Below are 18,406 nucleotides of genomic sequence, written 5' to 3'. Positions count from 1 at the left end.
GGAGTGCATGATTTGCCCAAGCGCGTCAGAACGGCCGTATTTCCCGTCGCCGGCCTCGGAACCCGTTTCCTTCCTGCCACCAAGGCTATGCCCAAGGAAATGCTGACGGTCGTCGATCGTCCATTGATCCAGTATGCGGTCGACGAGGCCCGCGAGGCCGGCATCGAGCATTTCGTTTTCGTCACCGGTCGCAACAAGGCCGTCATCGAGGATCATTTCGACCGCCAGTTCGAGCTTGAGGCAACGCTGGAAGCGCGCGGCAAGACGCAGGCCCTCGACGAGTTGCGCAAGGAACTGCCCTCGGCCGGCCGCACCAGCTTCACTCGCCAGCAGGAGCCCCTGGGCCTTGGCCATGCCGTCTGGTGCGCCCGCGACATTGTCGGCGACCAGCCCTTCGCCCTGCTGCTGCCCGACATGGTGTTCCGCGCCAGGCCCGGCGTCCTCCGGCAGATGATGGACGCCTATGAGGAAACAGGCGGCAATGTCATTGGCGTCGAGGAATGCGCCTGGGAGGATGTGTCCTCCTATGGCGTGGTCGTGCGCGGCGAAGGCACTGATACCGGCTTCAAGATCGACGGCATGGTCGAAAAGCCCAGGCGCGAAGAGGCGCCGTCCAACCTGTTCATTTCCGGCCGCTATATCCTTCAGCCGGAAATCTTCACCCTCCTGGCCCAGCAGACCAAAGGCGCCGGCGGCGAAATCCAGCTCACCGATGCCATGCAGCTCCTGATGCAGGAACAAGCCTTCACCGGCGTCAAGTATGACGGCAAGGTCTTCGACTGTGGCTCCAAGCTGGGCTTTCTGACCGCCAATGTCGTCTTCGCCCTGGATCGCGACGACATCCGCGAGGGTTTCCTCAAGGAACTGCGCAATCTCGATCTTGAGGATCACCTCTAGCGCGAAAGCGTGATGCCCACGGTGATGCGGTGCGCGTCCTGCGTGCCGTTCGCCGTACTCTCGGAGTGATCGTAGCCGTAATCCGCGGACAGGGCGGTGTGGGCGTTGACCTTGTAGTCGGCGCCCGCCCCCAGCCCGTAGCCAGTTTCGGTATCCGCGCTGCCGGCAAAACGCGCTGCGTTCCAGTCGGCCAGCGCCCGCAACGCCAGCCAGGAATTGACGGTATAGGCGACCTCGGCATTGGCCGTGTAATCCACTCGCGCCGTACCGCCGCCATTGGGGCCGGGCGGCGCGACGGTGGTGGCAAAGCCAGCCGTCATCCGCCAGGTCGGATCGGGCGTGAAGGTGATATGCGCATCGTAGAGCTGGGTGACAACCTCGCCCAGGCTTGCCGCATCGAAGCGCCGCAGCCCCACACCGGTCGAAGCCGTGACCTCGAGGATATCGTTCCAGCGGCCCGTCACCCCGCCTTTGAGCGTGACGTCGGTGGCATTGGGATAGGCGGCGAGGGCCGTGGACGGCCGATCGAAGATATCTCGCCCAGCCCCGGCCTGGCCGAACACCTCGAAGATCGGGGTAACCTGGAAGCCGACCCGCAAACCCGCGTCAAGCGCCCAGTAATTCTGCTCGGAATTGTCGGTGACGACAGCCGTGGTCAGCGTCGTCGGGCCGAAAACATTGCGCTGCGCGGCACCGGTGACGCCGATGTTGAACTTGCCGAACTGGCGCGTGACACCCACATCGCCACCAACGGTAATGGTTTGCGGTGCAATGGCGATATCGGTTGCCAATCCCGGCGTGCCCGGCATCGCCTGGGTCAGCGACAGGTTGCCATTGGCGGTGGCGCGGGTGACGCCATCGAGGTCATAGCCGGTCTGCAGCCCCAGCCGCAGCGCACCGATATCGATTTTGCCGCCTTCGCTGGGCCGGACGATCTCGGTGCTGGCGTCGAAATTGATCGCCGAGCGCGTACCGATATGCTCGAGCCCGATCGTCGGCACCAGCCTGATATCGAAGCGTTCACCCGCGGTGGCCTTGGTGTAGCCGCCGCGCAGGGCCACCGACCAGTCGAGATCGAACAGCGGGTCATAGGGTTCGCGCAGCCATTCGCCGCTGTCGAGCACCGGTCCGGCCGGATAGACATCGGGCAGCAGCCGCTCATTGTCGGTGTCCGAGCCATCGCCGGCGGACCTGGATTGCGCCAATGCCGGCGCGGCAAGGCAAAGGGCGCAGAGCGCGGTAGCGCCTGCCTGTCTTGCCGTCTGTCGCCACCACAAGGGCAAGATGCTCTCCGCCAACCGAAATCGGCCCGCGGCAAGATGCGCGGGCGCGCGGCGATCCTTCCACCTTATGGTTAACGAAACCTTGTCAGGCCGCCTCGACCTTGAGCACTGCCCCCGAATTGCCCACGATCCGCACCCGCTGCCCCGCCGGCATGTCGACACCGGAAACCCGCCAGACCGTATCGCCCAGCACGATGCGGCCGAAGCCCTGCTGGATCGCCTGTTCGAGCACTGCCTCCTGGCCGATGAACTGGTCGGCCCGGCGGTTGAGATAGGGCCGGTCGGTGGCCGCCGGCCGGCTGCGCGTCCAGCGCACCCAGATTGCAATCGTGACCAGCGACAGCACGCCGAAGATCAGCCATTGCAGCGGCCAACCGATCGGCTGGAACAGCACGATGAGCCCGGTGACGATGCCCGAAATGCCCATCCACAACAGGAAGCCGCCGGGCACGGCCAATTCCAGCCCCAGCAGTACCAGTCCTGCGACGATCCAGGCCCAGGGGCCATTGCCCGCGATGAAGTCAATGACCTGCATGGCGTTTCTCCTGTCAGCCGGCCGATGGCGGGCGGCTCGGACGGACCGGCGTCGAAGGCGCCCCGCCGCCGAAGGTTTCGCGGGCGATTTCGGCAATGCCGCCGATCGAGCCGATGACGCTGGCCGCCTCGACCGGCAGCATCAGCACCTTCTGGTTGGGCGAGGTGGCGATCTTGCCCAAGGCCTCGATATAATTGTTGGCGACGAAATAGTTGATGGCCTGCACGCTGCCCGAAGCGATGGCGTCGCTCACCATCTGCGTTGCCTTGGCTTCGGCTTCGGCCGAACGTTCGCGCGCCTCGGCGTCGCGGAAAGCCGCTTCCCGGCGGCCCTCGGCTTCCAGAACCTGCGCCTGCTTGGCGCCTTCGGCCTGCAGGATGGCCGACTGGCGGCGGCCTTCGGCTTCCAGAATGGTGGCGCGCTTCTCGCGTTCCGCCTTCATCTGGCGGCCCATCGAATCCACCAGGTCCTTGGGCGGGTCGATATCCTTGATCTCGATGCGGGTGATCTTGACGCCCCAGGGCGACACGGCCGTATCCACCACACGCAGCAGCCGTTCATTGATCTCGTCGCGATGGCTGAGCAGCTCATCGAGGTCCATCGAACCCATCACCGTACGGATATTGGTCATGGTGAGGTTGAGAATCGCGTTTTCGAGATTGGCCACCTCATAGGCCGCCGCCGCCGCGTCCAATATCTGGTAGAAAGTCACGCCATTGGCGGTGATCGAGGCGTTGTCGCGGGTGATCACCTCCTGGTGCGGCACGTCGAGCACCTGCTCCATGACGTTGATCCGCTTGCCGATGCCATCGATGAACGGCACGATCAGGTTGAGGCCGGGCTTGAGCGTGCGGGTATATTTGCCGAAGCGCTCCACCGTGAAATTATAGCCTTGCGGCACCGTCTTGGCGCCGGCGAACAAGACCAGGAGTGCGAGGATACCCAGGCCGATCAGCGTAATGCTGAGGCCATCGAGCGCAAAGCCATCGAATAGTTCCATCGCTGATTCTCCCTTGGACTTCATGGGCCTGACTGTAGGGTTGCCAGGAGAACAGCGCAACGCACTGGAACGCGGAACAGCGCGCAACGTTGAACAGGCGGGCGACAGGACGCCCGCCATCGGCAGGAGGCCCGTAGTGACCCAGCCAACCCCGCTCAACCCCAATTCCGGCCTCGCTGCCGCCGCAGCCGCCGGCATCAAGCTCACCAGCCCCGATCGCGTGGTCTATCCCGGCCAGGGCGTCACCAAGGCCGATCTCGTCGCCTATTATGCCGCGGTGGCCGAGCGCATGCTGCCCTATGTGGAAAACCGCCCGCTCAGCCTGCTGCGCTGTCCGCAGGGCCGCTCGAAATTCTGCTTCTTCCAGAAGCACGATACCGGCGGCTTTCCCGACGCCATGGCCTCCTCCCCCATCACCGAGAAAGACGGCAGCACCGATAACTATTTCTATGTCACCGACCTGGCCGGCCTGATCGCCGGGACACAGATGAATGTGCTCGAATGGCATCTCTGGGGCGCCCGGTTCGATGATATCGAAAAGCCCGAGCGCGTGGTTTTCGATATCGATCCCGACGAGGGCATGGATTTCGCCCATGTCCGGACAGCGGCCCTCGACATCCGCACCGAACTTTCCGCCTGGGCGCTGGAAAGCTATGCCCTCGTCACCGGCCACGCCGTGAAGCGGGCAAAACTGCCCGACCCGTGGAAATATTACGCCTCCACCACCCAGTCGATCACCAAGGCCATGTGGAGCGCCGTGGCTTCGCCCGCGAGCTAGGGCATCGGCACATTGACCCGCCTGTCGATGGTCAGCGTCACCGCGATGACCACGAAGGCGAAGATGACCATGCCCAGCGCGATCACATGCGCCTCGCCCCATTGCAGGCGCTCGACATAGTCGTAAAGCGCGATGGCGATCACCTTGGTCTGGCCCGGAATATTGCCGCCGATCATCAGCACCACGCCGAATTCGCCCACCGTATGGGCAAAGGTCATCACCGCGCCGGTAATATAGCCCGGCCGCGCCAGCGGCAGCGCCACGCGCCAGAAGCGCTGCCAGTCGCTGGCCCCCAGGCTCGACGCCACTTCCAGCGGATCATTGCCGATGGCAGCAAAGCCGTTGCGCAACGGCTGCACCATGAAGGGCAGCGAATAAAAGAACGAGCCGATAACCAGCCCCGTGAAGGAAAAGGCCAGCGTGCGTCCGCCCCAGAGCCCGGCAATCCACCCGCCGGGCCCATTGGGCCCCAGCGCGATAAGCAGGTAGAAGCCGAGCACGGTCGGCGGCAGCACCAGCGGCATGGCCACCACCGCCCCCACCAGTTCGCGATAGCGGCTCTTGCTGCGCGCCAGCCACCAGGCGATCGGCGTACCGATGAGAAGCAGGATGATGGTGTTGATCGTGGCCAGGCTCAGCGTCAGGCTGACCGGGGTCCAGATATCGGCAAAGCTCATCCCGCGATCCGCTTACTCGACGACATAGCCCGCCGCTTCTATCACGCCGATAGCCGCATCGCTCTTGAGGAAATCGACATAGGCCGTGGCCGCCGGGTTGGCCTCGCCGGTCTTGAGCAGCACCCCATCCTGGCGGATGGGCTCGAACAGCTCGGCCGGGACGATCCACACGCCGGTTTTACCCGCGACCTGGCTGGCGGCGACAAAGCCGAGTTCGGCATTGCCGCTTTCGACGAATTGCAGCGTCTGCGTGATGTTCTCGCCGGTCACCAGCTTGGGGGTGATGGCATCGGTGAGGCCGAGCGCGGCGATGGCCTCGGTCGCGGCCTGTCCATAGGGCGCGGTCGCCGGATCGGCGATGGCAATCTTCTCGAACGCCCCCGCCTCCAGCACCGCCTTGCCATCACTCAGGTCGATCGAGGTGCTGTAAAGCGCCAGCGCCCCGACGGCATAGGTGAACACGCTCCCCTCGACGCCAAAGCCCTCGGTGACGGCGCGCGTCGGGCGTTCGTCATCGGCCGCGAGGAACACTTCGAACGGCGCCCCCTGGCTGATCTGGGTATGGAGCTGCCCGGTGGCGCCAAAACTGTAACTCACGTCATGACCGGTTTCCGCCTTGAACAGCGGCGCCAGTTCCTCGGCGACCTTGGTGAAATTGGCCGCCACGGCGACGCTGACCGTTCCGGCATGCGCAGCGGTGGAAAGCAGCAGGCCGGCCAGCGCGCCCAGGATCATGCGGTTCATCGAAAGCTCCGATATGGTTTGAAATCCATATCGATTTTTTGCCCAGCCTCATGGGGCAAGGCAAGCGTTATTTCCGCTTGGACATATCGAACGTCTGCCGCAGCGCCGCAACGTCATCGGCAATCGCAGCGCGGGTCTTGTCTTGCATGGCCCGGTAGCGCTCGAGCACCACGCGACCCGCCCCGGTAAGCTGCGCCCCGCCCTGGCTGGCGCCACCACGACTCGATTCCACCAGCGCCTGCCCGAAGCCTTCGTTGAGCGCCTGCACCAGACCCCAGGCCCGCTTGTAGCTCATGCCCATGGCTTTGCCGGCAGCCGAGATCGAGCCGGTCTTGCCGATCAGCTCAAGCAGGTCCGCCCGGCCCGGCCCGATATAGGCCGCGTCGGAAAGGGTAACACGCAGATGGGTAAGGCCGTCCTCGGGGAAATCGGCCATGTCGGATCAGCCCCGCAGCGCGCTCGCTTCGCGCGCCAGCGCCTCGATGCGGCCCCAGTCACCGGCGGCCAGCGCGTCAGCCGGCATGATCCACGAGCCGCCTACGCAGATCACATTGGGCAGTCCCAGATAGACCCCGGCCTTGGCAGGATCGATGCCGCCGGTCGGGCAAAAGGTGATGTCGGGCAGCGGCGAGGCGAAGGCCTTGAGCACCGGAGCGCCGCCATTGGCTTCGGCCGGGAAGAATTTGAGGAAACTGTAGCCGCGCTCGGCCGCCGTCATCGCTTCGCTCGGCGTGGCGATGCCGGGCAGTAGCGGAATGCCGATATCGTCGGCAGCGTCGAGAATGCGCGGCGAAATGCCCGGCGACACCATGAAACGGCAGCCCGCATCGACCGATTGCTTCATGTGCAAGGCCGTGCGCACCGTGCCCGAGCCGACGATGGCGCCGGTCACCTTGGCCATTTCTTCCATCACCTTGAGCGCATTGGGCGTGCGCAAGGTGACCTCGAGGATTGGCAAGCCGCCCGCAACCAGCGCTTCGGCCAGCGGACGCGCCTGGCTCACATCGTCGAGGATGATCACCGGCACGACCGGAGCCAGCGAGAGGATGGAACGAATGGCGGCGGCGTCCTGTGGCATGGTCGGTCCTCGTCTTGCTGTTGGGGAACGGTTAGGAGCTTGGCGAAATTCCTGCAACCCCGTTCATTGAAAAGCCTGGAAAATATCCCTAGGTTCCGCCTCGACTTCGGGAGGACACGTCCATGGTGCAGACGATCAACGCGGTGACGCCCCTCGATGAGGCGCGCGCCATCCTCGCCGATCACTTCGATCTCAAGTTCTCCAAGGCCGTCGAACGCGCCACAGCGAAGGTGTTCGATCGCGTCCGCGACAAGATTCCCGAGATCGAATGGCCCTTCTATGCCCCGCTGATCTTCGAGATCAACCGGCTGAAAAAGGAGAAGGATGCGGTCATCCTGGCGCATAATTACCAGACGCCGCAAATCTATCACGGCGTCGCCGATATTGTCGGCGACAGCCTGCAACTCGCCATCGAGGCAACCAAGGTCAAGCAATCGGTGATTGTGCAATGCGGCGTGCACTTCATGGCCGAGACCTCCAAGCTGCTCAATCCCGACAAGACCGTACTCATTCCCGATAGCCGCGCCGGCTGCTCGCTCGCCTCCTCCATCACGGCCGATGACGTGCTGATGATGAAGGCGAAATATCCCGGCGTGCCCGTCGTGACCTATGTGAACACCTCGGCGGCCGTCAAAGCGGTGACCGATGTCTGCTGCACCTCGTCCAACGCGCTCGATATCGTCAACCGCGTCGAGGGCGATACGGTCATCATGATCCCCGACCAGTATCTGGCACAGAATACCGCCAAGAAAACGCAGAAGAAAGTCATCACCTGGGCCGGCGCCTGCGAGGTGCACGAGACCTTCACGGCCGAGGATATTTCCGAACTCCGCCACGCCTATCCCACCGCCAAGATCATCGCCCATCCTGAATGCCCACCCGAGGTGATCGACGCGGTGGATTTTGCCGGCTCGACCGCGGCCATGATCGACTGGGTCAAGACCACCAAGCCGCCGCGCGTCGTCATGGTCACCGAATGCTCGATGTCGGACAATGTGGCCAGCGAAACGACGGGTGTCGATTTCCTGCGCGGCTGCAACATCTGCCCGCACATGAAGCGCATCAACCTCGAAAACGTGCTGTGGAGCCTGCACACCATGACCGAGGAAGTCACCGTACCCGACTATATCATTCCACCCGCCCGCCTCGCCGTGGAGCGGATGATCGAGATGAGCCGGAAGGGCGATTAGGATCGATCAACATTCGACCCGGGCTGAGCCGAAAATGTCGGTTTTCGAGAACCGGAGCGCAGCGTACGTTCTGTACGTGAGCACCGGAAGCGCAGAAAACTGGCATTTGCAGGCCAGTACCGGCCGAATGTCGACGATCCTAGCGGCCCAGGACCATCCGCCGATGGAAGGCCAGATGGGCCGGATTGGGCCGGAACAGCGGCTCGTCGGGCACCAGCAGGTGCCCGCTGGCATGCGGGCGGATGGCCGGCGCCAGTGCCCCGGCGACGGGCGGGACGACCCGATAGTCGTCCTCGATGACGAAATGACCGGCCCTGAAGGCACGCGCCGCGTGCTCTTCGAGCGCCAGGTAATTGTCGATGGCCAGCGGCCCACCCGCATCGCGCGGGCGAATGGCCACCACTTCGAGATGGGGATGCACGAGGCCAATATCGGGCGTAAACTGCTCGCCGGTCAGCGCGCAGCGATAGCGATAGGCCGTCATCACCAGCCGATAGACGGCCTCGTAGACATCGAGCGACGCCCCGGCGGAAAAGCCGCCTTGCGGATTGTCCCCGAAGCCGTCGCCATTCGCGCTTGCCATACAACAGGGTCCCGGTCTTGCTACGCAAAGAACCTTACGGGCAATTACCAGGTCTGAAAATACTCCGGAGCGGCCAGTGACCACCTTCGACAATACCCTCAATGCCGATGGCGCCCTGATTGTGGGCGCCGGGCTCGCCGGGCTCTTCACCGCGCTGAAGCTGGCGCCGCGCCCGGTGACCGTGCTGTCGCCCAAGCCGCTGGGCTTCGGCGCCTCCTCGGCCTGGGCGCAGGGCGGCGTGGCCGCAGCGGTAGGCGAAGGCGACAGCAGCCATGCCCATGCCGTCGATACCGAAATGGCCGGGGCCGGCATCGTCGATCATGGCACGGCCGAAAGCGTCACGTCGGAAGCGGCGGCCCGCATCGAGGATCTGGCGCGCTGGGGCACGCCGTTCGACCGCGACGATTTCGGCCAGTATGAACTGGGCCGCGAGGCCGCCCATTCGGCCAATCGCATCGTCAAGGTCGAGGGCGACCGGGCCGGCTGGGCCATCATGCAGGCCATCATTGCCCAAGTGCGCCGCACGCCCTCCATCCGCGTGGTGGAAGGCATCACCGCGCTGAGCCTGGCCCGCGACAATGGCCGCATCGTCGGCGTGTTCTGCCGTCGGCTGGGCGACCGCTATTCCGAGCCGATCTTCATCCGCGCCCGCGCCACCGTGCTGGCCGCCGGTGGGCTGGGCGGGCTCTATGCCGTCACCACCAATCCACCCGGCGTGCGTGGCCACGCCATGGGCATGGCGGCCCGATCGGGCGCGCTCATCGCCGATGCCGAATTCGTGCAGTTCCATCCCACCGCCATCGCCACCGGCGCCGACCCGGCCCCGCTCGCCACCGAGGCCCTGCGCGGCGAAGGCGCCATCCTGGTCAATGACCTGGGCGAGCGCTTCATGCCGGCCATCCATCCCGATGCCGAACTCGCCCCGCGCGACGTGGTCGCCCGCGCCAATTTCCGCCAGATTCAGTCGGGCCGGAAAGTGTTTCTCGACACAAGGCAGGTGCTGGGCGAGGCCATCCTCACTCGGTTCCCCACTGTCTCCAGATATTGCCTCGACGCCGGCATCGATCCGGTGACCGGCATGATCCCGGTGACGCCCGCGGCGCATTTCCACATGGGCGGCGTCAAGGTCGACGAGCGCGGCCGCTCATCGCTGCCCGGTCTCTGGGTCTGTGGCGAGGCCAGTTGCACGGGCCTGCACGGCGCCAACCGCCTCGCCTCCAATTCGCTGCTCGAAGCCACCGTCTATGGCGCCCGCATCGCCGAAGATATCGGCGGACTGGAACCGGCCCGCGAACTGACCCCATTCAAGGGCATCGAATGGAACGAGGCCGAGGGCGAAAAGGCCGAGGATGTGCTGCGCGGGACCGTGGCGGTTCAGGACTTGCGCCGCATCATGACCGACCTGGTCGGCGTCGAGCGCAATGCCGACGGTCTGCGGCAGGCCCTGCGCGGCATTGCCCACCTCGAAGCCACGGCCGAGCAAGTCACCAGCGCCTATCTCAATATGACGACATCGGCCACCCTGGTCGCCGCCGTCGCGCTCAAGCGCACCGAAAGCCGCGGCGGCCATTTCCGCACCGACTACCCGCAGACCGACGACAGGAATTGGGAGCACCACACCACGATGACGCTGGAGGAAGCCCTGGCCATCCGGGCCGGGGCCTGATCATTCAGCCATCAGATATTCCGCAATCGCCGCGCGATCCGCGTCGGTCCACTTCGAAGTGGAATCGGCGATGACTTCGCCCATCGGCCCGCCCAGCACGTCGAAGCCGGGCGTGAAGCCGTCGAGCAGCGTCTGCGCCAGCGTGTCCTTGTCATAGCCATCGCCGAACAGGGCCGACTGGGTGATGGCGGGCGCGCGGCCGCCCGTGCCGCCGGGTGAGCCGGTAAAAGCCTTGTCCCAGTCCAACGCGCCCAGCCCATTGCGCGGCGTGTGGCAGGCCACGCAATGCGCCGGGCCATAGGCGAGATATTTGCCGCGATTATAGGCCTCGGAGCGCCCCTCTTCCGGCACGAAGCGGGCGGGAGAGAAGAAGAGATTCTGCCACCCCGCCATGGCCAGGCGGATATTGAAGGGGAACGGAATCTGGCTCTCGGCCGCCGCTTCGCTCACCGGCTCGGTCGCCTGCAGCGCCGCATAGAGATCGGCAATCTCCTGGTCGCTCATCAGCGTGTAATTCTCGTAAGGAAAAGCCGGATAAAGGTGGCCCTGCGGCCCCATACCATTGCTCATGGCATCGGAGAACTGTGCCAGGCTCCACGCCCCGATGCCCACGTCGGGATCGGAAGTGATGTTGGGCGGCACGAAGGTTCCGAACGGGGTCACCAGCCCAGCCCCGCCCGCCAGTGCCGGGCGGCCGGCGGCCATATCGGTGTGGCAGGCCACGCAGCCGCCCAGCCCGATCAGGTAATTGCCCCGCTCGACATCGCCAACCAGCGTCAGGTCACGTGATGGGCCGGTAACGGGCCTGAGGAAGTAGACTGCCCCGGCAAGGCCAACGACGGCCAGCACGCCCAGAACCACAAGCCATCGCCGCATCGCTCAATCCCCTGCTGCTATGACGCGCATAGAGAGCAGAGCCCGCTGACGCTGGCAACTAACGGAAATTTTAGGTTCCGGGCCGGGATTATTTCCCGAGTATGGCGTCAACCTCGGCGCGGGTGGGCGGCTTGCAGCCCTTGCGGCTGCAATTGATGCCGGCCACCACCGCGCCAAAGCGCAACATGTCACCAAGGGCGCCATCGCCCAGGCCGTCGAGCTTGCCCGGCTTGAGCAGCCCGCGCTCATGCAGCCAGGACAGGATGCCGGCCATGAGGCTGTCGCCCGCTCCCACCGTGTCGCCGAACACCGGCGGCTTGTAGATCGCGGCCGTTGCCTTGCCCGCCCTGGTGAAAGCGCGCGAGCCCTTCTCGCCCAGCGTCACCACCACGATCTGGCAGTTGGGCCTGGCCAGCAAATCGGCGGCGTGCTGCTCGATGCTCCTGGCGCTGTCGAGCGCTTCAAGGTCTTCCTCGGACATCTTCACCACATGGGCCAGGTCTAGGAAACTGGCGAGCCGCGCCTTATAGCCGGCGAAATCATCGACCAGGCTCGGACGCACATTGGGATCGATGGAAATCGTCGCGCCCCTGGCGACGGCCGCCTTGACGATTTCGAGCCAGATCGTCGCCTCGTCCGGCTTGATCGGGCAGAAGCCGCCGATCTGGTAGAGGTCGAGCTGTTCCGGCAGAGCCGCTATGCCCTTGGCAGCCTCGATGGCGCCGTCCGCCGCGCGGTAAAAGCCATAGCGGGCATTGTGGTTGGCGTCGAAATTGATCACCGCCAGCGTCGTATAGTCCCCGACCCGCTCGGCCAGCAGCGGCGTCACACCGGCCTCGCTCAGCGGGCCGAGCAGGTAGTCGCCAAAGGCATCGGTCGAGATGGGGCAGAGAAAGCCGGTGGGATTGCCCAGCTTGGCCAGCGCAATGGCGCAGTTATAGGGCGAACCACCCGGATGCGCCGTCATCACGATCTGGTTCTCGCCATCACGGCCGATCAGCGCACCATCGGGCAGCGCTACCTCGGCCTTGAGATCGATCAGGCTTTCCCCACCAACGACAAACATGCAACGCCCTCCCGGCTTGGTCGGCAGCGACATAGCATTTTTGGCGCCTCTGTCACCAGCGGCGCGAGCAGATGCCCAGCCTGTGGGCACGCCTTGCCGGTCTACCCACTTTTACGGGTTCGGCAGCACTTCTGCCCTGCGCGGCGTTGTGATGGCGGCACCTTTCCCCTATCGGTTCGGCGGTATTGCCGGGAGCATCTTGCGGTGGTCGACCAGTCGTGTTGACCTGATTGCAAGATGCCGTTCAATCGGCGCAAGGCCGGGAACATCCCGGCGGGGAGAGGGGAGGATAATATGCAGGCCCTTGCTATGCTCGTCCGCACGATCAGCGGTCTGAACCGCGTCGTGGGTGAAGTGCTGTCATGGCTGGCGCTCGGATGCGTGCTGGTCTGCTTCGCCGTCGTGGTGGAGCGCTATGTATTCAACTCATCCACATTGTGGATGCAGGATCTCTATGTATGGCTGGGCGGGGCCATGTTCACCGGCGTCGCCGGCTTCGCGCTGATGCGCGACGACCATGTGCGCGTCGACATCTTCTACCGTCCTGCGCCGCTGCGGAGGAAAGCCATGGCCGATCTGTTCGGCGTGGCATTCTTTCTTTTGCCCTATGTCTACGTGGTCTTCCACTATGCCTGGCCCGCTGTAGCGCGCTCGTGGGGCTACCAGGAAGGATCGGCCAATATCGGCGGCATGCCGGGGCTGTTCGTGCTCAAGGGCTTCATCATCCTGTTCTGCGCGCTGGTAGGCCTGCAGGGCCTGGCCATGGCGGCCCGTGCCATCCTGGCATTGGCCAACCGCGAAGAGCTGCTGCCTGATGACCTGCGCTACAGCGCCAACGACGCCAAGGAAGTGCATTGATGGATCCTGTTCTCATTGGCGAAATCCTCGCCGCCCTTATGTTCGTTGGCGTCATCGGCGTACTTTTGATTGGCTTCCCGGTTGCTTTCTCGCTGGCCGGCACAGCCCTGATCTTCGGCCTCCTCGGCTGGGTGCTGGGCGTCTACGATCCCTCCAACTACGGCTCGCTCGTCGGCCGCTATATCGGCATGATGACCAATGAGGTGCTGGTGGCCGTACCACTCTTCATCTTCATGGGCGTGATGCTGGAACGATCCGGCATCGCCGAACAGCTGCTGCTGACGATGGGCAAACTGTTCGGCAACCTGCGCGGGGGTCTGGGCCTCTCGGTCATCGTGGTGGGCGCACTGCTCGCCGCTTCGACCGGCGTCGTCGGCGCCACTGTGGTTACCATGGGCCTCATCTCGCTGCCGGCCATGCTGCGCGCCGGCTACGATCCCAAGCTGGCCACCGGCGTTATCTGCGCCTCGGGCACGCTGGGGCAGATCATTCCGCCCTCCACCGTCCTCATCTTCATGGGCGACATGCTTTCGGGCATCAATGCCCAGGTGCAGATGGAACAGGGCAATTTCGCGCCCGAGCCGGTCTCGGTGGGCGCCCTGTTTGCCGGGGCCATCATTCCCGGCCTGGTATTGGTCGGTCTCTATGCCAGTTGGGTAATCTTCAAGGCCATCACCGACCCGAAGTCCTGCCCGGCAACGCCGGTACCCGAGGCCGAAAAGGCCGGCCTGCTGCGTGAAGTCGTCGTGGCGCTCATTCCGCCGCTGCTGTTGATCCTGGCCGTGCTCGGCTCCATCCTGGCCGGTATCGCCACTCCCACCGAGGCCGCCTCCGTGGGTTCGGTCGGTGCAATGATCCTGGCCGCCCTGCGCGGCAAGCTGGGGCTCTCGATCCTGCGCCAGGCGGTGATCTCGACCGCCACCATCACTTCGATGGTGTTCATCATCCTGTTCGGTGCCGCGGTCTTCTCCATCGTCTTCCGCACGATGGGCGGCGACAACCTGGTGCATGAATTCCTCTCGTCCATGCCGGGTGGGGCGATCGGCGCCACGATCATCGTGATGTTCATCATGTTCCTGCTCGGGTTCATCCTCGACACGTTCGAGATCATCTTCATCGTGATCCCGATCACCGCGCCCGTACTGCTGACGCTCGGCGTCGATCCGATCTGGCTGGGCGTCATGGTGGGCGTGAACCTGCAGACCAGCTTCCTCACCCCGCCCTTCGGCTTCGCCCTGTTCTACCTGCGCGGCGTGGCGCCGGCACGGGTCACCACCGGGATGATCTATCGCGGCGTCCTGCCCTTCGTGATCCTGCAACTGACGGGGCTGATCATCCTGTTCATCTTCCCGCAGCTCATCACCTGGCTGCCAGACCTGATCTACCACTGAGAACAACCATACCGCCAAACTGCAAGGGCCCCGGACGTTGCATCCGGGGCCCTTCTTTCTGTTCTGGCGCAAAATGTCAGCCCCATCGCCTCCCTCCCCCTTGAGGGGAGGGATTGAGGGTGGGGGTCCTTCGGTGATCCACAAAGCCACCCCCACCCCAGCTTTGCTACGGCCCTCCGGGCCGAGCGCCGCTACCCTCCCCTCAAGGGGGAGGGGCGCAGAAGCCGATGATGCCATGTCAACAATGCAGCCGCTTCGGCAACGGCGGCCCACGCCCCCACACGGCCGCAAAGCAAAAGGCCCCACCGCCGAAGCGATGGGGCCTTTCAGATTTTCGGCGCTGGGCCTCAGCTCAGCTTGAAGTACTTCTCGCGGGCTGCCAGGAACAGCGAGTCGGTGCCGTCGGTCTTCTGGCGAACCACGTTGAGGGCCGCAACGAAGCTCTCGGCGGTCTTCTTGGTGAGGGCGTCGCCACCTTCACGGATTTCGCTGAGCACTTCGACGGCGGCCTTCGCGCCGGCCTCGAGGATTTCATCGGGGAACTGCCTGATCTGCACCTCATGCTCGCTGACCAGCGCCTGCAGGGCCCTCGGGTCGTTGGCGGCGAAGTCGGCCGCCACATTGTCGTATTCGGCCTGGCAGACATCCTTGACGAGGGCCTGCAGATCGGCCGGCAGCTCCTGATACTTGGCCTTGTCGACCACCAGTTCGGTGGCCAGGCCCGGCTCGATGAAGCTGGGGAAGTAGTAGTTCTTGGCAATCTGGTAGAAGCCCAGCGCCAGGTCGTTATAGGGACCGACGAATTCGGCCGCATCCAGGGTGCCCGACTGCAAGGCGGCGAAGATTTCGCCCGCAGCCAGATTGGTCACCGATGCGCCCAGCTTTGCCCAGACCTGCCCACCCAGGCCGGGGGTGCGGAAGCGCAGGCCCTGGACATCGGCGACGCCGGTCAGCTCATTCTTGAACCAGCCGCCCGCCTGGGTGCCGGTATCGCCGGACAGGAAGCCCTGCACACCGAACTGGTCGTAGATTTCGTCCCAGATTTCCTGGCCGCCCATGTGGCGGACCCAGCCGGTCAGTTCGCGGCTGGTCATGCCATAGGGCACGCCGGTAAAGAACGACAGGCCCTGGCTCTTGTTCTGCCAGTAATAGGCAGCGCCGTGGCTCATTTCGGCCGAGCCGTCGATGACGGCGTCGAGCGCCTGCAGGCCGGGCACCATTTCACCGGCCGCAAAGACCTGGATGGTGAGGCGTCCGCCCGAAGCGGCGGTGATGCGGTCGGCCAGGCGCTGTGCGCCGACACCCAGCCCCGGGAAGTTCTTGGGCCATGTGGTGACCATGCGCCAGTTGATATTGCCCTGCGCGATGGCCGGGGTGGCCAGCGTGGTCGCGGCGGCGGCGCCGATCGTGGCGACCGAAGCCGACTTGAAGAACTCGCGTCTTTTCATAATTCCTCCCAACAGAAATGCGGCGTTGATGCCGCCAATTTGACTTGCCGCCTCTCCAACTCCTGCACGAGGGCGGACTCGTGCAGCGACAGAGTTGCGCCCCAAGCGGCCGCTGTCCAGTGGGGGCGGGCCGGGCGCCGCCGATCCGCGTGCCGGCCTACCCACTAATACGCAGAACGACCGCCTCCAGACATGTGCTAGAGTGCCGGTCAACGGGCAGGAGGAGCCTCGCGCATCGATGAATCTCAGACAGAAAATCCTGGCCCTGTCCGTGCTGCCGCTCGTGCTGGCGGTCCTTGCCATCACGGCGCTGGTGACCTTCCAGTCCACCCAACTGGCGCGGGCGAGCATCGCCACCTTCGAGCGCAACCTGCTCCGGGCCAAGGAGAATGAACTCCTCAACCTCACCAACATGGCCGTTTCGGCCATTGCCGACATCTACCAGGCCGCCGATGCCGACGACGAGGCGGCGAAGGCCCAGGTGCAGGCCATCCTCTCCGAACTCGACTACGGCCCGGATGGCTACTTCTTCGCCTATGACTATGACGGGGTGAACATCGTCCACCCGCGCCAGGCGTTCCGCCACGGCAAGAACTGGCTGAACATGACCGATCCCGACGGCGATCGCGTCATCTACAACCTGATCGAGCGCGCCAAGGAAGGCGGCGGGCTGCATCAATACAAGTGGGAGAAGCCGTCCACGGGCGAGATTGCCGACAAGCTGAGCTGGGCCGTCGGGCTCGACAAGTGGCGCTGGATGCTGGGCACCGGCGTCTATCTCGACGACGTCTTCGCCCAGACCGCCGCCGCCGAGGCCGACCTGCGCAGCCATATCAACACCACCTTCATCACCGTGGCCGCCATCACCGTACCCATTGTCTTTGCGGTCTTTCTCGCCAGCTTCCTCATCACCCTGCGCGAGCGGCGGCTGGCCGACAGCAGGCTCAAGGAACTGGCCCAGCGCGTCGTCGACACGCAGGAAGAGGAACGCGCCCGCATTGCCCGTGAGTTGCATGACGGCATTTCCCAGACCATGGTCGGCGCCCGCTATATGCTCGACCTGGCCGCGACCAAGGTGCGCTCGGGCGCCACCGACACCGCCGAGGTCATCGAGCGCGGCGCCAGGGGGATCAACGATGCCATCAAGGAGGTGCGCCGCATCTCCCATGACCTGCGGCCGGGCGTGCTGGACGATCTTGGCCTCACCGCAGCCCTCGAAGCGCTGACCGACAGCTTTGCCGAGCGCACCGGCCTCGCGGTCGAGCTCAAGTCGGTCGCCTTCAAGAACCTGATCCTGCCCGAGGCGCGCACGGCGCTCTACCGGGTGGCGCAGGAGGCGCTGACCAATATCGAGCGGCATGCCAATGCCACTCGCGTCCGCGTCGTCATCACCAGCGCCGGCAATGGCCCGCAAATGCTGATCGACGACGACGGCCAGGGCTTCGCCAATCTGCCCGCCGGTCGCGGCAGCCGAGGCCTCGGCCTGCGCAACATGCAGGAGCGCATGGAATATTTCGGCGGCTCGCTGGACGTCCGCACCACGGCCAAGGGCACGACGCTTCGGGCCCATCTGCCCAAATCCACATACATCACTCAGAAACCCGACCCGGTTCCCGCATGAGCCCGCCCACCCTCATCAGGGTCCTGATCTGCGACGACCACCCGCTGGTGCTTGAAGGCATCCGCTCGGTGGTGGAAACCTTCGACCATATCCAGGTGGTCGGCACCGCCCGCTCGGCCCTTGCCGCCCTGGCGCGGGCTGAAGCGGAAAATCCGGATGTGGTGCTGATGGATATCAACCTGCCCGAGATCAGCGGGCTCGACGCCATCGAACTGTTTCGCGAACGGCTGCCGCGGGCGCGCCTGCTGATGCTCTCCATGCATGACAGCCGCGAATATATCTCGACGGCGGTGCTGTATGGCGCGGCGGGCTACATCCTCAAGGACGTGCCACCCGCCGAGATCATCTCGGCCATTGAGGCGGTAGCCGCCAATGGCTCCTATTTCTCCTCGGGCGTCACCGAGGCCATCCTGCAGAAGGGCCAGAAGCCGAGCGCCGTCGTACCGCTCACCACGCGCGAACAGGCCGTATTGCTGCTGCTGGCCCAGGGGCGGTCCAACAAGGACGTGGCGGGCGAACTCGATATTTCGGTGCGAACCGTCGAGACCCACCGCAAGAATATCAAGAAAAAGCTCGGCATCGGCACCACGGCGGGCCTGACCCGCTACGTCATCGACCACGGGCTGATGACCGGCGACTGATTTCTTTGCCTCCGCGGGGATTATTTCCCCCTTGCCGGTGTTCCCTTGATGTGGACCGCAGCGACGGTCCCGCA

Annotated in this window: 19 protein-coding genes; 8 read left to right on the top strand and 11 right to left on the bottom strand. The window is 64.7% G+C overall.

Features of this window, described 5'->3' with window-relative positions; translation table 11 throughout:
- Nucleotides 1–12 precede the first annotated feature (12 nt).
- Nucleotides 13–897 (top strand): UTP--glucose-1-phosphate uridylyltransferase GalU, encoded by an 885-nt coding sequence (gene galU / locus ASD80_RS02540; RefSeq protein WP_056228603.1) that lies wholly within the window; start codon nucleotides 13–15, stop codon nucleotides 895–897.
- Here galU and ASD80_RS02535 read toward each other — a convergent pair.
- The 3 genes from ASD80_RS02535 to ASD80_RS02525 all read right to left on the bottom strand — a co-directional run bounded on the left by ASD80_RS02535 (nucleotide 894) and on the right by ASD80_RS02525 (nucleotide 3,715).
- On the bottom strand, nucleotides 894–2,180 hold the full coding sequence (locus ASD80_RS02535) for an outer membrane beta-barrel protein (RefSeq protein WP_162247302.1): 1,287 nt from the start codon (nucleotides 2,178–2,180) through the stop codon (nucleotides 894–896). The genes galU and ASD80_RS02535 overlap by 4 nt on opposite strands.
- A gap of 85 nt (nucleotides 2,181–2,265) precedes the next feature.
- The gene (locus ASD80_RS02530; RefSeq protein WP_056228514.1) at nucleotides 2,266–2,715 is read right to left on the bottom strand and encodes an NfeD family protein; all 450 of its coding nucleotides are present in this window, start codon (nucleotides 2,713–2,715) and stop codon (nucleotides 2,266–2,268) included.
- Between the two features lie 13 nt (nucleotides 2,716–2,728).
- Nucleotides 2,729–3,715 (bottom strand): SPFH domain-containing protein, encoded by a 987-nt coding sequence (locus ASD80_RS02525; RefSeq protein ID WP_056228511.1) that lies wholly within the window; start codon nucleotides 3,713–3,715, stop codon nucleotides 2,729–2,731.
- 136 nt (nucleotides 3,716–3,851) lie between these two features.
- On the opposite strand from ASD80_RS02525, the gene ASD80_RS02520 reads away from it, so the two are divergent.
- Entirely contained in the window at nucleotides 3,852–4,493 is a 642-nt protein-coding gene (locus tag ASD80_RS02520) for a hypothetical protein (protein ID WP_056228508.1), read from the top strand.
- Here the strand turns inward: ASD80_RS02520 and modB are convergent.
- From modB to eda, 4 genes are all read right to left on the bottom strand, one after another.
- Nucleotides 4,490–5,170 (bottom strand): molybdate ABC transporter permease subunit, encoded by a 681-nt coding sequence (gene modB, locus ASD80_RS02515; protein WP_056228504.1) that lies wholly within the window; start codon nucleotides 5,168–5,170, stop codon nucleotides 4,490–4,492. The two genes, ASD80_RS02520 and modB, sit on opposite strands and share 4 nt — an antisense overlap.
- A gap of 12 nt (nucleotides 5,171–5,182) precedes the next feature.
- Entirely contained in the window at nucleotides 5,183–5,914 is a 732-nt protein-coding gene (modA, locus tag ASD80_RS02510; RefSeq protein ID WP_056228502.1) for a molybdate ABC transporter substrate-binding protein, read from the bottom strand.
- A 67-nt stretch (nucleotides 5,915–5,981) separates the two neighbouring features.
- Nucleotides 5,982–6,350 (bottom strand): winged helix-turn-helix domain-containing protein, encoded by a 369-nt coding sequence (locus ASD80_RS02505; protein WP_056228500.1) that lies wholly within the window; start codon nucleotides 6,348–6,350, stop codon nucleotides 5,982–5,984.
- A 6-nt stretch (nucleotides 6,351–6,356) separates the two neighbouring features.
- On the bottom strand, nucleotides 6,357–6,992 hold the full coding sequence (gene eda, locus ASD80_RS02500) for a bifunctional 4-hydroxy-2-oxoglutarate aldolase/2-dehydro-3-deoxy-phosphogluconate aldolase (RefSeq protein ID WP_056228497.1): 636 nt from the start codon (nucleotides 6,990–6,992) through the stop codon (nucleotides 6,357–6,359).
- A gap of 122 nt (nucleotides 6,993–7,114) precedes the next feature.
- On the opposite strand from eda, the gene nadA reads away from it, so the two are divergent.
- Nucleotides 7,115–8,182, top strand: a complete 1,068-nt coding sequence (gene nadA, locus ASD80_RS02495; protein WP_056228494.1) for a quinolinate synthase NadA — start codon at nucleotides 7,115–7,117, stop codon at nucleotides 8,180–8,182.
- A gap of 139 nt (nucleotides 8,183–8,321) precedes the next feature.
- On the opposite strand, the gene ASD80_RS02490 is transcribed toward nadA, so the two are convergent.
- Complete coding sequence (locus ASD80_RS02490; protein ID WP_056228492.1) at nucleotides 8,322–8,765, bottom strand: hypothetical protein; 444 nt, start codon at nucleotides 8,763–8,765, stop codon at nucleotides 8,322–8,324.
- 76 nt (nucleotides 8,766–8,841) lie between these two features.
- On the opposite strand from ASD80_RS02490, the gene ASD80_RS02485 reads away from it, so the two are divergent.
- Nucleotides 8,842–10,431 carry an L-aspartate oxidase gene (locus ASD80_RS02485; protein WP_056228490.1) on the top strand — a complete coding sequence of 530 codons (1,590 nt, stop codon included), beginning with the start codon at nucleotides 8,842–8,844 and terminating at the stop codon, nucleotides 10,429–10,431.
- Here ASD80_RS02485 and ASD80_RS02480 read toward each other — a convergent pair whose 3' ends face one another.
- A complete protein-coding gene (locus ASD80_RS02480) occupies nucleotides 10,432–11,307 on the bottom strand; it encodes a c-type cytochrome (RefSeq protein ID WP_056228487.1) in 876 nt (291 codons plus the stop codon).
- 88 nt (nucleotides 11,308–11,395) lie between these two features.
- Nucleotides 11,396–12,373, bottom strand: a complete 978-nt coding sequence (locus ASD80_RS02475) for a PfkB family carbohydrate kinase (RefSeq protein WP_162247301.1) — start codon at nucleotides 12,371–12,373, stop codon at nucleotides 11,396–11,398.
- A gap of 294 nt (nucleotides 12,374–12,667) precedes the next feature.
- On the opposite strand from ASD80_RS02475, the gene ASD80_RS02470 reads away from it, so the two are divergent.
- Nucleotides 12,668–13,231 carry a TRAP transporter small permease subunit gene (locus tag ASD80_RS02470; protein ID WP_056228481.1) on the top strand — a complete coding sequence of 188 codons (564 nt, stop codon included), beginning with the start codon at nucleotides 12,668–12,670 and terminating at the stop codon, nucleotides 13,229–13,231.
- A complete protein-coding gene (locus ASD80_RS02465; RefSeq protein WP_056228477.1) occupies nucleotides 13,231–14,622 on the top strand; it encodes a TRAP transporter large permease in 1,392 nt (463 codons plus the stop codon). Before ASD80_RS02470 ends, ASD80_RS02465 begins: the two co-directional genes overlap by 1 nt.
- Nucleotides 14,623–14,969: 347 nt before the next feature.
- On the opposite strand, the gene ASD80_RS02460 is transcribed toward ASD80_RS02465, so the two are convergent.
- On the bottom strand, nucleotides 14,970–16,070 hold the full coding sequence (locus tag ASD80_RS02460) for a TRAP transporter substrate-binding protein (RefSeq protein WP_056228474.1): 1,101 nt from the start codon (nucleotides 16,068–16,070) through the stop codon (nucleotides 14,970–14,972).
- A gap of 238 nt (nucleotides 16,071–16,308) precedes the next feature.
- Here ASD80_RS02460 and ASD80_RS02455 point away from each other — a divergent pair, with 238 nt between their 5' ends.
- Together ASD80_RS02455 and ASD80_RS02450 are read left to right on the top strand one after the other, a co-directional pair.
- Entirely contained in the window at nucleotides 16,309–17,691 is a 1,383-nt protein-coding gene (locus ASD80_RS02455; RefSeq protein ID WP_056228472.1) for a cache domain-containing protein, read from the top strand.
- On the top strand, nucleotides 17,688–18,332 hold the full coding sequence (locus ASD80_RS02450; protein ID WP_056228470.1) for a response regulator: 645 nt from the start codon (nucleotides 17,688–17,690) through the stop codon (nucleotides 18,330–18,332). Before ASD80_RS02455 ends, ASD80_RS02450 begins: the two co-directional genes overlap by 4 nt.
- Nucleotides 18,333–18,406: the final 74 nt, after the last annotated feature.

The sequence above is a fragment of the Devosia sp. Root635 genome (assembly GCF_001427605.1).
Classification (GTDB): Bacteria; Pseudomonadota; Alphaproteobacteria; order Rhizobiales; family Devosiaceae; genus Devosia.
This window is presented reverse-complemented; position numbering and strand designations above follow the sequence as displayed.

Coding starts and splice junctions, on each gene's coding strand:
- ASD80_RS02525 (WP_056228511.1), bottom strand. CDS start 3,715: ATGGAACTATTCGATGGCTTTGCGCTCGATGGCCTCAGCATTACGCTG.
- ASD80_RS02460 (WP_056228474.1), bottom strand. CDS start 16,070: ATGAAAAGACGCGAGTTCTTCAAGTCGGCTTCGGTCGCCACGATCGGC.
- ASD80_RS02450 (WP_056228470.1), top strand. CDS start 17,688: ATGAGCCCGCCCACCCTCATCAGGGTCCTGATCTGCGACGACCACCCG.
- modB (WP_056228504.1), bottom strand. CDS start 5,170: ATGAGCTTTGCCGATATCTGGACCCCGGTCAGCCTGACGCTGAGCCTG.
- ASD80_RS02475 (WP_162247301.1), bottom strand. CDS start 12,373: ATGTTTGTCGTTGGTGGGGAAAGCCTGATCGATCTCAAGGCCGAGGTA.
- nadA (WP_056228494.1), top strand. CDS start 7,115: ATGGTGCAGACGATCAACGCGGTGACGCCCCTCGATGAGGCGCGCGCC.
- ASD80_RS02505 (WP_056228500.1), bottom strand. CDS start 6,350: ATGGCCGATTTCCCCGAGGACGGCCTTACCCATCTGCGTGTTACCCTT.
- ASD80_RS02455 (WP_056228472.1), top strand. CDS start 16,309: ATGAATCTCAGACAGAAAATCCTGGCCCTGTCCGTGCTGCCGCTCGTG.
- modA (WP_056228502.1), bottom strand. CDS start 5,914: ATGAACCGCATGATCCTGGGCGCGCTGGCCGGCCTGCTGCTTTCCACC.
- ASD80_RS02465 (WP_056228477.1), top strand. CDS start 13,231: ATGGATCCTGTTCTCATTGGCGAAATCCTCGCCGCCCTTATGTTCGTT.
- eda (WP_056228497.1), bottom strand. CDS start 6,992: ATGCCACAGGACGCCGCCGCCATTCGTTCCATCCTCTCGCTGGCTCCG.
- ASD80_RS02480 (WP_056228487.1), bottom strand. CDS start 11,307: ATGCGGCGATGGCTTGTGGTTCTGGGCGTGCTGGCCGTCGTTGGCCTT.
- ASD80_RS02530 (WP_056228514.1), bottom strand. CDS start 2,715: ATGCAGGTCATTGACTTCATCGCGGGCAATGGCCCCTGGGCCTGGATC.
- ASD80_RS02470 (WP_056228481.1), top strand. CDS start 12,668: ATGCAGGCCCTTGCTATGCTCGTCCGCACGATCAGCGGTCTGAACCGC.
- ASD80_RS02490 (WP_056228492.1), bottom strand. CDS start 8,765: ATGGCAAGCGCGAATGGCGACGGCTTCGGGGACAATCCGCAAGGCGGC.